Genomic DNA, 15,197 nt, shown 5'->3' with positions numbered 1-15,197 from the left:
GCCTCTGGTACTTCCTGCGCTTGTGTCGCGTCCGAGGCATCGATGTCCTCCACCGCGGCGGAACAGGGCGATTTCAGAGCGGTGATGTCAGGGCGGTCGTCGGCCCGGATCCGGCCGCGGGGGCCCGGGGGTGATGCACGGGCCCGGAGAGGCGGCCGGGGCGGGCACGGCGGCCGTTCCCCGGCCCCCGGACGCGTGCGGCGTCCGGGGGCCGGGGGCGGGACCGTCCGGCCCGGGACCGCCGCCGTCAGACGCGGCCGTCGTTCGCGCGGCGGCGCAGGAACCACGTACCGCCGATCGCGGCGGCGGTCACCAGGGCCGCGCCGCCCGCGATCTCGGCCGTGTTCCAGCCGGGCTCGCTCGCACCGCCGACACCGGTCTTCATGCCGCCCTGCGGCGGCTTGGCGGGGCCGGCGGATCCGGCGGGGGACGGGGAGGAGGACGCCGGCCCCTTGGTGACGACCAGGTCGCCCGTGGCCTCCCGGCCGTTCTTGCAGTTCACGCCGATGCCGTAGGTGCCGGGCTTGGCGCCCGCCGGGACCTTGAACTGCCCGACCACGACTTCCTTGTGCGTGCCCGGCTTGAGCGGGAACGACGCGGGGCCGCCGACAGCGCTGGCATCGCCCGTGCCCGCGCCGTCGCGGCCACAGGCGGTGGTGCTCACCGTGACCGTCGCACCGGGCTGGACGCTGCCCGGCGAGACCTCCAGCTTCTCGAAGGTGCCGACGGCGAGCGCGGGAGCGCCCGTGAGAGCGACGGCGGCTATGGACAGGGCAGGCAGGACAGCCCCGGTGAACACTCGTACTGCTGTGCGCATGCTCGTTCCTCCGCGAGCGCGGACGCGGCACACCGATGTGCCAGCTGTAGTCGGGGTTCCGCGCTCCTCGAAACCGAGCGAAACGGCGTTCCGCCCCGGCCGCACCCTGACGTCACATCAGATGGGCCGTCCGAGGCGCGCCGGCCGGGCCTGCCCGGACACATCGGGGCAGGTCACCGGCCGCGACGAGGCGACTACCGAACGCACGTGCCCGGAAATGCCGAACGGGTGAACCGCGCCGCGCCGCACGCGGTCGCGGTCCACCCCATCTCGGTTCGTCCCGGCTCGGTTCGTCCGGTCACGCTTCAACCGGACGCGGCTCCCCGGCCTACTTCACCAGGTCGTCCGGGCAGCCCGTGCCGCGCGGCAGCTTGTAGGGGGCCGCGATCCGGTACGTACCGGCGTGCGGCGCGTGCAGGACCGTCCAGTCGTCCTCCGGCTCGCCCTCGCCCGCACGCTCGGCGTGCTTGGTCAGACAGCCGTTGACGTTGACCGGCGGCTCGCCCTTCGGGCCGATCCGCGGCGGCTGGACGGTCTTGCCGTTCTCGTCGATCAGGGCCAGCCACGGCGAGTACGGGATGCGGATCAACACCCGGCCCGCGTTGTTCACGGTGATCGTCATGCCGTCCGCGTCCGTGCGCGCCACCATCGCCGGAGGATCGGCTATGGGCCGCGGGTCCCGCACCTCGTACAGCCGCCAGTGCGCGTCGGACCAGATCTGCCGCAGATACGGCAGGCCCCCGGCGACCAGCTTGGCCTCGTCGACCGCGGCGTGGTCCGGCTCGTCGACGGGCAGCACCACGTGGCGAACGGCCCAGCGGTCGAGCCAGGCGCGGTAGGTGGTGGCGTTCAGCCTGCTGGGCTCGTCGTAGAAGAGAGGGTTGCGCTTCATGTCGGCCTGGCGGTTCCAGCCGCGCGCCAGATTCACGTACGGGGAGAGGGCCGACGCCTCGCGGTGGCTGCGCGCGGGGACGACCTCGACCCGGCCGCGCTCGGCCTCGACCCGCTGGAGCCGGTCCACCAGCGGTGCGACCTCACGGGCCCAGGACGCGGCGGGGGTGGTGTGCACGATGTCGCTGATGGAATTGACCAGCTGCCAGACCGTGATCGTCACGATCGCGAGGACCACCGCGGACCACTTGCGGCCCGCGGTCAGCAGCTCGGACCGGGACGGCGTCCTCAGCTCCGGCAGCGCGGCGACCAGCACCACACCGCCGAAGACCAGACCGAGCCGGGAGATGTTGGTGCCGATCTGCGAGGGGATCAGCCACACCAGCAGCACGCCCAGCACGTACACGGTCGAGACGATCCTGACCGTGCGCCAGTTCTTGGGCGCGAAGACCATCCCGAAGACGCCGCTGAGCAGCGGCAGGACCGCCGAGGAGAACGCCATCGGCTGCTGGCCGGAGAACGGGAACAGCCACGCCGACAGCGCGACCACCACGACGGGGGTCACCCCCAGCGCGTAGGCCGCCGGGCGGCGGCCGCTGAGGAAGAGCGCGGCCGCGACGATGCCCACGAACAGCCCCGCCACCGGGCTCGACGCCGTCGCCAGCGCCGCCATCAGACCCGCCAGCGCGGCCCGCCCCCAGCGGTACTTGCCCTCGCTGCGCCAGCGCACCGGCCACGCGAAGATCACGGCGACGGCCGCCAGGCCGAACATCATGCCGAGCCCGAAGGTCACACGTCCGGAGATGGCGTTGCAGGCCAGCGCGAATGCGCCGTACAGCGCGGGCCACAGCGGGTGGCGGACGGAACGGCTGCGCACCAGCAGCATCGCGATCAGCCCGGCCGAGAGGGTGCCCGCGATCATCATCGTCGAGCGCACCCCGAGCAGGGCCATCAGATACGGCGAGATGACGCTGTACGAGACGGGGTGCATACCGCCGTACCAGGCCAGGTTGTACGCCGAGTCGGGGTGCTGGAGGGCGAACTCCGCCCACGCGTCCTGCGCCGCGAGATCACCGCCGCTGTTCGCGAACAGCCAGAACCACACCAGGTGCAGCACGGCGGCGAAGACCAGCGTCGTGGCCACGGGCCGCGTCAGCGCCCGGCGGCCCGCCCGACGCCACCAGGGCGCGTCACCGCCGTCACGCTCCGCTTCCCCTATCCGGGCCGGGGCGCCGTCGCCCCTGCCGTCCGGATCCTGCGGATTGTCGGCGCGCGCCGGCCCCACGGTGGTCACTGAGGTTCTCCCCGTCTTCCCCCGACGTCTTCCCATGGGCCGGGTCATGCCATATGTCAACCTTCGCGACGCTAACACGCCGCCGCGACGGGCCCCTGGCGGTGAAACGGCTCCCGGCCCGTACGCACTCGTACGGGCCAGGAGCCGCACCACCCGCCGCGGCCGGATCCGGCTGCCGGACCCGGCCGCGTCACACCCGCGCCGCTCAGCCGAGGCGGGTCAGCTTCGACCCGAACGACGGCTCCGCGAGGCTCTTCTTCAAGATCACCGGCACCCGGACCTGCCCCGGCCCGCTGCCCACGGTGAGCTGTCCGACCTCGGTTCCGGCCTTCGCCGCGTGCGGGAGCTTATGGCCGGCGTCGTTGAGCGCGAGGTTCACGGTGAGACCGGACCAGCCGACGGCCGTGACGTCCTTGGTCGCGACGACCGGCGTCGTGCCGCCGAGACCGTCGTCCACCCGGCCGACGACATCACCCTTCTTGACGACCTTGTGGCCCTTCAGCTCGTCCTGCGCCGCGATGAGCACCTTCTTGCTGACCGCGTTGACCGTGTCGATGATCGGGGCCTTGTGCTGTCCGAGCACCGCGGCGACGATCAGCTGCGTCGTCCCGCCGATCTCCTTCTGGCCGGCGAAGAGCAGGTTGCCGCCCGCCTTGGTGGTGCTGCCGGTCTTGATGCCGATCGCGCCGTTGAAGGGGACGAGCGTGTTGTAGTTCCGGTGGGTCGTGCCGGAGGGGTCCTTCCACGACGGCAGCTTGGTGATAGCCACCAGGGCGGGGATCTCCATGGCCTTCTTGCCCAGCTTCACCTGGTCCTCGGCGGTGCTGACCGTGGTCTCCATGAGACCGCTCGCGTCGGTGTAGGTGGTGTTCTTCATCCCGAGGTCCTTGGCGGTCTCGTTCATCTTCTTGATGAACGCCTCCTCGGATTGCGAGTCCCAGCGGGCGAGCAGTCGCGCGATGTTGTTCGCCGACGGGATCATGACGGCGGACAGGGCGTCCCGCAGGGAGATCTTCTCGCCGGGCTGCACGGTGTTCAGCACCGATTCGCCCTCCGACTCCTTGCCCGCGTCGGAGACGGCCTTGGCGTCGATGTCGATCATCGGGCCGTTCTCGCCCTGCTTCAGCGGGTGGTTCTTCAGCACCATGTACGCGGTCATGGTCTTGGCGACGCTGCCGATCGGCACGGGCTTCTGCTCGCCGAACGAACCGATCGTGCCGAGTCCGGACACCTCGACGTGGCCCTGGCCCTCGGTGGGCCACGGCAGCGACGGCTTGGCGCCGTCGAAGGCGTAGCTCTTGCCCGCCGTCAGCTTCAACGTCGGGTCGGGCAGCGGGCGGAACGCCTGCACGACACAGAAGATGATCAGCAGCAGCAGTACCAGCGGCGTCCAGATCTTCACCCGGCGCACGGCGGTGCGCACGGGCGTCTCCGGCGGCGGCGGGGTGTTGGTCAGCTGTGCGAGCAGATCCAGCGGCGCGGCCGGGGCCGCCGGCTCCGCGTCGGCGGCGGAGGACGGGGGCAGCGGCGTCTGCTTCGTGCGCTCGGCCTCCGCGGGTGCCTTCGGCACACCGGTCGGCGGGGTGACGCTGACCGGTATGGCGGGCTTCGCGGGGGTGGCGGGAGCGGCGGGCGCGTCCGACTTCAACGGGACGAACTGGCTCGTGCGCTCCGCGTCCGAGTCCCCGGTGGCCTTGGCCGGCGCCTTGCCCGCCGCGGGGACGGCCGGGGCCTTGAGCAGGGCGGTCGGCTGGTCGGCGGGCTTACCGGTTGCCTTGCCGGCGGACTTGTCGGCTGCCTTGTCGTCTGACTTCGCGGCGGACGCGTCGGCCGCCTGACCGGCCGGCTTCTTCGCCGGGGCCCCGGCGGGCTTGGCCGCCCCGTTCACCGGCTTGACCACACCGAACGCGGCGGTCGGCCGGTCCACGGGCTTGGCGGTGCCCTCGGGCTTCGCGGCGGCGGTGTCCGCCGCCTTCGCCTTCTCGCCGGACTTCTTCTCGCCGGGCTTCGCGGCAGGCTCGGCGTCACCCTTGGCGGCGACATCGGCGTCCGGCTTCGCGGCGGGCTTGCCCGCGGCCTTGTCGGCCTCGTCGGCGGGCCGCGCGGCCTTCCGCGGCTCTTCGGGCTCGGCGTCGGCGCCCTCGGCGTCATCGGCGTTCGCCATCCACGCGGCCACGGCGGCCTTCAGCCGGTCGTCACCGCCCGCGGGCGCCCCGGAGGGCTTCGGCTTCGGCTCCGGATCCGCTTCGGACTCAGCCGCAGGCTTTGCGATCGCATTGACGATACGACCCTTGCCCGGGGCCGCACCGGAACCCGAAGCCTTCTTCGGCTTCGCAGATGCCACCGGCTTGGACTTGTCAGCCGAACCCTTGTCGGTCTCGGACACCTCCGAGGAGTCCGAAGGTTCCGGGGTTTTCGAGGAGCCGGAGGAACCCGAGGCAGGGTCCTTGACCGTCGTTTCTCGGAAAACTCCGAGCCTCGGGTCGCGTTCGCCGCCAGTCGTCTCCCCCGACGACTTCCGCTGCTCCGACTTGTCGGGGGACTCGCCCGCCACCGATGCCTCCTCGAATTCCCACGTCATACGCCGAGGCGAAGCACCCAGTGCCCCGCTGCCCGAACTTTCCCAACGTCTACCAGTGTCCTGTGCCGCAGAAGCGCAACCGCACCGTCAAAGGGCTTCGCCCGGCCTCGCTCACGTGCTAGACGAGACGACATACCTACCGGTTCCCACCCGAAGCCACCACGCACTCTCGACAGACCAATGTGAGAGGGGTCACCCTGTCACTCATCCACGCGGGGAGGCATGGATGGGCAGGAGCCGCAGAACAATTCCGGAGGAGCTTCTGCTGCTCGCCTTGGACCCGGCCACGGGAACCACGGCGCAGCCGCAGTCGCTCGACCTCGGTCTGGCCGGGGCACAGCTAGTGGAGCTGGCTCTGGCTGGACGGATAGCCCCAGACGGGGATCGTATCGCCGTGGTGATGCCGCGGCCGACAGGAGATCCGACCTTGGACTCCGCACTGGAGCTGCTGCGTCGCCGCGGCAGCCCGGTACGCGCCGTCCATTGGATCGGCGGGCCCCGGCTGGGGCTGCGCCAGACGTATCTCACCCACCTGGAGCGGTGCGGCATGGTGCATGCCGTGGCGGGCCAGATGTGCGGGGTACTGCCGACGACTCGCTACCAGGCGACGGACACGGCCATCAGCCGGGAGATCAGGACCCGGCTGGACAGCGCGATCCGCACCGGCGTGCCGCCGGACCCGCGGACCGCGGCGCTCGCCGCACTGGCCCACGCGGTCGGTCTGGGCAAGCATCTCTACCCGGGCAACGAGGGCCGTTCTTCGCGCTCCCGGCTCCGGGATCTGATCAGGCACGACCCGATGGGCGGGCTCGTGGCGCACGCCGTGATGGACGTGCAGAACGGGGTCGCCGCGCAGCCGCGGCGGGCACCGGCCACGGCGACCGCGGGTGGTGGTGGCCGCCCCGGCGGCGGTTCGGGGCGCAGGTCGACCTCGGGCCGGCCCTCGGTGGAATCCGCCGTGGTTCCCGCGCAGCCCGCGCACCAGGAGGCCGTAATGGCCCGTGCGGGGGCCTCGTAGACGGCGTTGCCGTCGGCGTTCGCCCGCTCGTACGACCAGCCCGGCCTTGAGCACACCGGTCCCTTCGGATCCATCGCAGTACCGCTCGCTACACCCTCCGCTCCACCGACCGCACCGCAGTCCCCATGACCCGGTTCGGGAGCCGCAGCAGCACGCGGGGTGGTGGGCCGGCCCGCCCCGGACGGCGGCCCGGCTCGCCACCCCGCGTGTGCGTGTGCGCCCGTCACCGGCGGCGGGGCTCCGGGTAACGGACACCGGGCAACAGGCACCGGGCACAAGGCACCGCAAGCGCACTCTGTGTCGCATTTTCCAGCGCCGCCCCGGCCAGTGGTGGCAGGCTGCGGATCAGGAGACAGCAGCATGACGGAGCCGGAGGTGCGTCCCGTGGCGTCCAGTGTCAATCCCACCGTAAGACGGCGCCGCTTGGGGCAGGAATTGCGCAAGCTACGCGAAGTCAAGGGCATGACGGCCGAGGAGGTGGCCGAGCGGCTATTGGTCTCGCAGTCGAAGATCAGTCGGCTGGAGAACGGCCGCCGCAGCATCAGCCAGCGCGATGTCCGCGATCTGTGCGGGGTGTACGGCGTCGAGGACCACCGCATCGTGGATTCGCTGATGCAGATGGCCAAGGAGTCGCGCCAGCAAGGCTGGTGGCATGCCTTCGGCGACATCCCGTACAGCGTGTACATCGGTCTGGAGACCGACGCCTCCTCGCTGCGGGTGTACGAGGCGTCGTTGGTGCCCGGGCTGCTCCAGACGCCGAACTACGCCAGCGCGGTGACCGAGGGCTCCTGGCCGGAGGCCACGGCGGCGGACGTCGAACGGCGGGTGCAGGTACGGATGCGCCGGCAGGAGCGCATCACCGACCCCGACAACCCGCTGCGGCTGTGGGCCGTCATCGACGAGTCGGCGCTGCGCCGGATCGTCGGCAACCGCGCCATCATGCGTGAACAGATGGAACACCTCGTGGAGTTCAGCCTCCAGCCGCACATCACCGTGCAGGTGCTGCCCTACGACGTGGGCGCGCACCCGGGGATGTACGGGAAGTTCTCCATCCTCGAGTTCCACGATCCGCAGGACGCCAGCACGGTCTATCTGGAGGGCATCACCAGCGATCTCTATCTGGAGAAGCCGAACGACGTGCAGACGTACAGCGTGATGTACGAGCATTTGCGGATGCAGGCACTCAACGCGGAGCACTCACGGCAGTTCATGAGCCAGGTGGCCGAGGAGTGGGGCGGCTGAGACCCGCACGCCGAGCGGGGTGGGGCTGAGGGAGCCCGAGGGGGCTCGATGAGGACCGTCGCCGTGAAAGTGGCGCACCGTACACCCGAGTCCCCTGTCTGGGAAGAGACGTCTGGAATATGCCATCCGGTCGAGTGAACAGGCCATTCATCAGGTGATGTTGGCGCGTAACGTCGAGATCGCTTCGGGAAACCGGCGTTGAACCGACAGGCACATTCACAGGCATCGGAGTAATCATGGCTATCCACCGCGGCAAGACCAGCTGGCGCAAGTCCTCCCACTCGCTCGCCAACGGCGACTGCGTGGAGGTCGCCTCCCCCCTCCCGCAGGCCATCGCGGTCCGCGACTCCAAGGACCCGCAGGGCCCCACCCTCACCTTCACCCCCCACGCCTGGTCCTCGTTCGTGACGACCGTCAACGACGACTCCTACGACCTCTGACCCGCGTGCGAACCGTCTGACCACCGCGATCCGATCCGGCGGTCGTATCCGGCACAGCGATCCGATACGCCCGCCCGATACCCCCCACGCAGTACGCGCACAGCCCTCTCGACTGAAAGCCGTCATGGCCGAGGGGGCTTGCCCTTGCCCCGAGCCGGCCCCGATCGGGCACCGACCGGCTCCAAGCGGGCGGTTTCCGCCGCGCTGTGCCCTCCATCGCCGGACGGGCCGCTTTCAGCCCGTCCGGCGATGGGGGACGCGCCCGCGGAGCACTCGCCGCCGCGGGCGGCGAGGAAGAGCGGCGGTCCCGCTCACGCCCTCAGTCCTTCGCGGGCCGGACCGTGCTCATGATCTTGTCGATCTGGGCCTCGGTCAGCGCGTCGGGCACGCCCTGGTCGGCGTAGATGACCCAGCCGTGGTAGGTGCCGTCCGGCAGCTTTTGCGCGATGCTCTTCACGATCGCGGTGGGCGGGACGCAGTCGCTCGGGCGGTTCTTGACGGTCACCTTGGCGGTGGCGGTCCAGCCCTCGATGCCGTTGGCCTTCCAGGCCTTCTCGTCCTTGATCTCGATCTTGGGCTTGTTGTTCAGGCCGCCATAGGCCATCATGCCCCAATTGCCCGCCCAGTTACGGGCGTTCTCCTTCAGATCCAGGTCCTTGCCGCCGCCCGTGGTACCGATGGACGCGAGCTGTCCCTTGCCCGCCTCGCCGATGGAGTCGGGGTTGGCGTTGGAGGAGCAGCCACCCTCGCGGTAGCTCGCGATCTCCCGCATCACGACGACGGGCTTGCCGTTGTCGGTATAAGAGATGGCGGTGCCCTGCGGGGCGACGTTCCACTTCTCGGCCTTGGCCGGCACGTCGTAGCGGTAGTTGTGCTCGTCGCTGGTCTGCGTCTGCCAGCCGGCGATCTTCGGCGGGGGGCCGGAGGGGCTGCTCGGGCCGTTGCCCGGGGTGGGCTGCGCCGGCTGGGCCGGGGCGCCGGATGCCTGCGGGCCGCCCTTGCCCGCCTCGGGCTTGTCGTCGTCGCCGCCCTTGAGCAGGAAGAAGGCACCGCCGCCGATGACGGCGAGCGCCACGACACCGCCGATGACGGCGAGCAGCGTCTTGTTGCCCCCGCCACCGCGCGGCGGCTCGGGCTGTGCGGGCGCCTGCTGGTACGGCCCGGGCGTCTGCGGGTACTGCGGCGGCTGCGCACCGTACGGCTGCTGGGACTGCGCGCCGTACGGCTGCGGGGGCTGGGGCGGCATCCCCTGCGGAGGCTGCGCGGGCTGCTGATGCTGCGGGGCCTGCTGGGGCGGCTGCTGGTGCTGCGGCGGTTGCGCGGGCTGCGAGACCGCCGGCTGCTGGGCGGTCGGCGTCCACGCGGGCGGCGGTCCGAAGCCCTGCTGCGGGGGCTGCGGGGGCTGCGCGCCCTGGGGCTGCTGCGGATCCTGCGGGTTCTGTGGCCAAGACATGGCCGCCACCTTATGCACGATCCGTCGCCGCCCGGCCAGCGAGCGGCGACAAATCGGCAACAAGCAGGCGCCGGGCGCCCGTGCTACTCCCCCAGTACCGGCAGCAGCTCCGGAAGGTGTCCGTCCGAGGCGAGCGCGGCGGCCCGCCGCTCCTCGGACACCTCGCCGTAGAGCGTCGTACGCGGCCGGGACGGGCGTCCCGCGGCCTCCGCGATGGCGACGAGGTCCTGGATCGAGCGGTACGAGCCGTAGGAGGAGCCCGCCATCCGGGAGATGGTCTCCTCCATCAGGGTGCCGCCCAGGTCGTTGGCGCCCGAGCGCAGCATCTCGGCCGCGCCCTCGGCACCCAGCTTCACCCAGCTCGTCTGGATGTTCGTGATGTGCGGGTGGAGCAGCACCCGGGCCATCGCCGTGACCGCGCGGTTGTCCCGGGTGGTGGGGCCGGGGCGGGCGATGCCGGCGAGGTAGACGGGGGCGTTGGTGTGGATGAAGGGCAGGGTCACGAACTCGGTGAAGCCGCCGGTCTCCTGCTGGATGGCGGTGAGCTGGCGGAAGTGGCCCAGCCAGTGGCGGGGCTGGTCCACGTGCCCGTACATCATCGTGGAGGAGGACCGGATACCCAGCTCGTGTGCGGTCTTGACGACGTCGACCCAGGTCGCGGTGGGCAGCTTGCCCTTGGTGAGGACCCAGCGGACCTCGTCGTCGAGGATCTCGGCGGCGGTGCCCGGGATGCTGTCGAGCCCGGCTTCCTTGGCGGCGGTCAGCCACTCCCGGACGGACAGACCGGTGCGGGTGGCGCCGTTGACGACCTCCATCGGCGAGAAGGCGTGCACGTGCATGCCCGGGACGCGTTCCTTCACCGCCCGCGCGATGTCGAAGTAGGCCGTGCCGGGCAGGTCGGGGTGGATGCCGCCCTGCATGCAGACCTCGGTCGCGCCGACCTGCCACGCCTGCTCGGCGCGGTCGGCGACCTGGGACAGCGACAGGGTGAAGGCGTCGGCGTCGGTACGCCGCTGGGCGAAGGCGCAGAAGCGGCAGCCGGTGTAGCAGACGTTGGTGAAGTTGATGTTCCGCGTGACGATGTAGGTGACGTCGTCGCCGACGGTCGCGCGGCGCAGGTCGTCGGCGATGCGGCAGAGGGCGTCCAGGGCCGGGCCGTCGGCGTGCAGGAGGGTCAGTGCCTCGGCGTCGGTCAGCCGGGTGGGGTCGTCGGCGGCTTGCTTCAGTGCCTGCTTGACGTCGCCGTCGAGCCGGGAGGGGACCATGCCGGGTGCGGCGGCCTCGCGGAGCGCCTCCCAGTCGCCGTACACCTCGTCGAAGTCGTCGCGGCGGTCCGCCGTGCGGCCCTCGGTGTCGATGGTGTGGTGCAGGTCCGTGCGCCCCGCGGCGACGAACACGTCCTCGGGCTCCTGCCAGGGGTGGCCCTCGACCACGGCGTCCTCGCGGGCCAGGCCCGTGGCCGGGTCGGCGAGGGCGCGGACATGCGGCAGCAGACGGGGGTCGAGCCAGGGCTCGCCGCGCTGGATGAACTCGGGGTAGACGGCGAGGCGTTCGCGCAGCGCGAAGCCGGCGGCGGCGGACCGCTCGGTGAGTTCGTCGATGTGCGGCCAGGGGCGCTCGGGGTTGACGTGGTCGGGGGTGACCGGGGAGACGCCGCCCCAGTCGTCGATGCCGGCGCCGATGAGGCGCGCGTACTCCCCGGCGACCAGGTTGGGCGGGGCCTGGAGGCAGGCGGAGGGGCCCATGATGTGGCGGGCGACGGCGACGGTGGCGACCAGTTCGTCCAGCTCGGCGTCCGGCATGCCGCGCATCGCCGTGTCCGGCTTGGCGCGGAAGTTCTGCAGGATGAGTTCCTGGATGCCGTGGTAGGCGCGGGAGACGCGGCGCAGCGCGAACAGCGACTCGGCGCGCTCCTCGTAGGTCTCGCCGATGCCGATCAGCAGGCCGCTGGTGAAGGGGACGGAGCTGCGTCCGGCGTCCTCCAGGACGCGCAGCCGGACGGCCGGCTCCTTGTCGGGGGAGCCGTGGTGGGGGCCGCCGGGCTCGCTCCACAGCCGGGTGGCCGTGGTCTCCAGCATCATGCCCATGGAGGGCGCCACGGGCTTGAGCCGCTGGAAGTCCGTCCAGTTCATGACGCCGGGGTTGAGGTGCGGCAGCAGCCCGGTCTCCTCCAGGATGCGGATCGCCATCGCCCGTACGTAGGCGATGGTGTCGTCGTATCCCTCGGCCTCCAGCCACTCGCGGGCCTCGGGCCAGCGGTCCTCGGGCTTGTCGCCGAGGGTGATCAGCGCTTCCTTGCAGCCCATCGCGGCGCCGCGGCGGGCGATGTCGAGCACCTCGTCGGGGGACATGAACATCCCGTGGCCGGCGCGGCGCAGCTTGCCGGGGACGGTGGCGAAGGTGCAGTAGTGGCACTTGTCGCGGCACAGACGGGTGAGCGGGATGAAGACGCTCTTGGAGTAGGTGATGACGCCGGGGCGGCCGGCGGCTTCGAGCCCGGCGTCCCGCACGCGGGCGGCGGACGCGCACAGGTCCGCGAGGTCCTCGCCGCGCGCCTGGAGCAGCACCGCCGCCTCGGTGACGTCCAGGGCGACCCCGTCCCGGGCGCGCCTGAGCGCGCGCCGCATGGCGTTCGCGGTCGGTGCTGCCTGTCCGGGTTCCTGCGCGCTCGAAGTCATGGTCCGAGCATACGAGCGGGGGCCGACAACTCCAGAGCGCGTCGGGGCGGATCCGTGTGCCACTGATCACGTCAGACGGAGGCGACCTCCGGAATACTGTCGGCATTCCCGGAAACGGCCGCTGACCAGCGACACTTCCCCGGCTTCGGCCTGGGTGGGCGCGGCCGGCCTAGAGGAATTCGGCGAGCGCGTCCAGGGCCCGCACCACCACCGCGTCGTCGGCCGAGGGCAGTCCCACCACGACCTCTTCGATGCCCTGGTCGGCGAGGTGCGCGAGCTTCTCGGCCGAGGGGTGCACGGCGTAGGGCACGACCACCGGTTCGCCGGGCCGCCCGGCCGCCCGCCACGCCCTGCGCAGCGCGGGCAGGGCCTCGCCCAGCCCGCCGCCGCCGATGGGCAGCCAGCCGTCCGCGTACTCCGCGACATGGGCGAACAGGCCCGGCCCCGCGCTGCCGCCGATCAGGGTGCGCGGTCCCACGAGGGGTTCCGCGCCCTCCCGGGTGCGCGGGGACCGGACGGGCTTGGGGTGGGCGAGGCTGGCGCGGACGGAGCCGAACTCGCCCGTGTAGGCCGTCGGTTCCTCGCTCCACAGCGCGCGCATCAGGGCCATCCGGTCCCGTACCAGCCGTCGCCGTGAACCCCACTCGACGCCGTGGTCGGCGGCCTCCTCCACGTTCCACCCGAAGCCGACGCCGAGGGTCAGCCGCCCGTCGCTGAGGAAGTCGAGCGAGGCGACCTGCTTGGCGAGCACGATCGGATCGTGCTGGGCCACCAGCGTGATGCCCGTGCCGATCGCGAGCCGCTCGGTGACGGCCGCGGCCTGCGCGAGCGCGACGAACGGGTCCAGGGACCGGCCGTATTCGCGCGGCAGCGGATCGCCCCCGGGCCACGGGGTCTCCCGGCCGGCCGGGATATGGGTGTGCTCGGGCAGGAAGAGACCGGCGAAGCCGCGCTGCTCCAGCTCCCGGGCGAGCCGGACCGGGCTGATCGTCTCGTCGGTGAGGAAGATCGTGGTGGCGATCCGCATGCGGTGGCACCTCCGTCGTGGCGTGTCCCAACCGTATGCTCTACCACCCTCCGGCGGTCCGCGCGACAAGCGGTCGTCCGCCGCCGGCCACCCGGCGGCGGCGGGCACGGGCCGGGCGCGGACGGACCGGGGGCCGCAACTCACCCTTCCGTACCCGTTCCGCTGTGCGCCACCCGGGCGTACAACGATGACGGGGCGACCCTTCCGACCCAGGGGGCCACGGATATGCACCGACGCGACATGCTCAGGATGGCGGCCGTCGCGGGCACGGCCGGCGTGCTGACGCTCGACGGCGTGACGTTCGCCCACGGCGACGGGCCCGAACGGGCCGGCGGCGGCGGCCCGGCGGCCGAGAGCCGCACGGTCACCGGCCGGCTGCCGGCCGGTGCGCCCGACTTCGTCCACCTCCCCGTGGAAGTGCCGCGCGGTGTCCGCGAGATCGCCGTCTCCTACTCCTACGACCGGCCCTCCGTACCGGCCGGTGTCCAGGGCAACGCCTGTGACATCGGCGTCTTCGACGAGCGCGGCACCCAGCTGGGCGGGCCCGGCTTCCGGGGCTGGTCGGGCGGCGCCCGCACGGAGTTCGCGATCAGCGCCGAGCGGGCCACCCCCGGCTATCTGCCGGGCCCGGTCGGGCCCGGCACCTGGCACGTCGTCCTCGGCCCGTACACCGTGGCGCCGCAGGGCCTGGCGTACGAGGTGACGGTCACCCTGCGGTACGGGCCGCCGGGGCGCACCCCGGCTCCGGTGTACCCGCCGCAGCGCGCCAAGGGGCGCGGGCGCGCCTGGTACCGGGGCGACAACCATCTGCACAGCGTGCACTCCGACGGCAAGCGGACCCCCGCCGAGATCGCCGCGGCGGCGCGGGCCGCCGGGCTGGACTGGATCACCACGACCGAGCACAACACCACGTCATCGCACGGCGCGTGGGAGGGGCTGTGGGGCGCCGCCCCGGAGGGCGAACTCCTCATCCTCACCGGCGAGGAGGTGACGACCCGCAACGGCCACGTCGTGGCGCTGGGCACGGACCCCGGTGTCTTCGTCGACTGGCGCTACCGGGCCCGCGACCACGCCTTCGGCCGGTTCGCCCGCCTCATCCACCGGGCGGGCGGGCTCGTCGTCCCCGCCCACCCGCACGCCACCTGCGTCGGCTGCAACTGGAAGTTCGGGTTCGACGAGGCCGACGCGGTGGAGGTGTGGAACGGCCCGTACACCCCGGACGACGAGGTCACCCTCGCCGAGTGGGACAACACCCTGGTCGCGGCGGTGCGGAGGGGCAGGCCCTGGCTGCCCGCCATCGGCAACAGCGACGCCCATCGGGAGCCGGACGTGGTGGGGCATCCGCAGACCGTCGTCCTGGCCGAGGAGCTGTCCCGGACGGCCCTGCTGGCCGGCATCCGGGCGGGCCGCTGCTGGATCGCCGAGTCCTCGGCCGTCGGTCTGTCCTTCGGCGCCTGGGGCGGGCGCGGCGCCCACGCGGGCATCGGCGAACGGCTGCGCGTGGACCGCGACGCCCCCGTCACCGTGCGGCTGGACGTCACCGGGGCGGCGGGCTGCTCTGCCTCGTTCGTCACCGACCAGGGCCGGCTGTTCACCACGGCGGTGCCCGCCGACGGGAAGGTGGAGTGGCGGACGACCGCCTCGTACGCCGCGTACGTGCGGGCGGAGGTCCGCCATCCGCCCGTCGGCGGCGGCCCGGGGCCGGGGGCGATGGCGGCGCTGACGAACCCCGTCTTCCTGGGGCGGTGACCGGGGC

Annotated in this window: 10 protein-coding genes; 4 read left to right on the top strand and 6 right to left on the bottom strand. The window is 72.2% G+C overall.

What is annotated here, in order from left to right:
* Positions 1-247: 247 nt before the first annotated feature.
* The 3 genes from ACZ6MA_RS23320 to ACZ6MA_RS23310 form a co-directional block, all read right to left on the bottom strand.
* Entirely contained in the window at positions 248-817 is a 570-nt protein-coding gene (locus ACZ6MA_RS23320) for a hypothetical protein (RefSeq protein ID WP_469435855.1), read from the bottom strand.
* Positions 818-1,145: 328 nt separating this feature from the next.
* Entirely contained in the window at positions 1,146-3,038 is a 1,893-nt protein-coding gene (locus ACZ6MA_RS23315; protein WP_469435854.1) for an MFS transporter, read from the bottom strand.
* Between the two features lie 169 nt (positions 3,039-3,207).
* Positions 3,208-5,583 carry a serine hydrolase gene (locus ACZ6MA_RS23310; RefSeq protein ID WP_469435853.1) on the bottom strand — a complete coding sequence of 792 codons (2,376 nt, stop codon included), beginning with the start codon at positions 5,581-5,583 and terminating at the stop codon, positions 3,208-3,210.
* A gap of 226 nt (positions 5,584-5,809) precedes the next feature.
* Here ACZ6MA_RS23310 and ACZ6MA_RS23305 point away from each other — a divergent pair, with 226 nt between their 5' ends.
* From ACZ6MA_RS23305 to ACZ6MA_RS23295, 3 genes are all read left to right on the top strand, one after another.
* A complete protein-coding gene (locus tag ACZ6MA_RS23305) occupies positions 5,810-6,601 on the top strand; it encodes a GOLPH3/VPS74 family protein (protein ID WP_469435852.1) in 792 nt (263 codons plus the stop codon).
* 384 nt (positions 6,602-6,985) lie between these two features.
* Entirely contained in the window at positions 6,986-7,843 is an 858-nt protein-coding gene (locus tag ACZ6MA_RS23300; protein WP_469436037.1) for a helix-turn-helix domain-containing protein, read from the top strand.
* A 236-nt stretch (positions 7,844-8,079) separates the two neighbouring features.
* Positions 8,080-8,283, top strand: coding sequence for a DUF397 domain-containing protein (locus tag ACZ6MA_RS23295; protein ID WP_469435851.1), 204 nt, complete (start codon positions 8,080-8,082; stop codon positions 8,281-8,283).
* Positions 8,284-8,602: 319 nt separating this feature from the next.
* On the opposite strand, the gene ACZ6MA_RS23290 is transcribed toward ACZ6MA_RS23295, so the two are convergent.
* From ACZ6MA_RS23290 to ACZ6MA_RS23280, 3 genes are all read right to left on the bottom strand, one after another.
* Positions 8,603-9,736 (bottom strand): DUF8017 domain-containing protein, encoded by a 1,134-nt coding sequence (locus ACZ6MA_RS23290; protein ID WP_469435850.1) that lies wholly within the window; start codon positions 9,734-9,736, stop codon positions 8,603-8,605.
* Between the two features lie 83 nt (positions 9,737-9,819).
* On the bottom strand, positions 9,820-12,414 hold the full coding sequence (locus ACZ6MA_RS23285) for a bifunctional FO biosynthesis protein CofGH (protein WP_469435849.1): 2,595 nt from the start codon (positions 12,412-12,414) through the stop codon (positions 9,820-9,822).
* Between the two features lie 169 nt (positions 12,415-12,583).
* Positions 12,584-13,441 carry a TIGR03619 family F420-dependent LLM class oxidoreductase gene (locus tag ACZ6MA_RS23280; protein ID WP_469435848.1) on the bottom strand — a complete coding sequence of 286 codons (858 nt, stop codon included), beginning with the start codon at positions 13,439-13,441 and terminating at the stop codon, positions 12,584-12,586.
* Between the two features lie 225 nt (positions 13,442-13,666).
* Between ACZ6MA_RS23280 and ACZ6MA_RS23275 the strand changes: the two genes are divergently transcribed.
* Positions 13,667-15,190 carry a CehA/McbA family metallohydrolase gene (locus ACZ6MA_RS23275; RefSeq protein WP_469435847.1) on the top strand — a complete coding sequence of 508 codons (1,524 nt, stop codon included), beginning with the start codon at positions 13,667-13,669 and terminating at the stop codon, positions 15,188-15,190.
* Positions 15,191-15,197: the final 7 nt, after the last annotated feature.

It is taken from the genome of Streptomyces sp. NPDC042259 (assembly GCF_055582085.1).
This window is presented reverse-complemented; position numbering and strand designations above follow the sequence as displayed.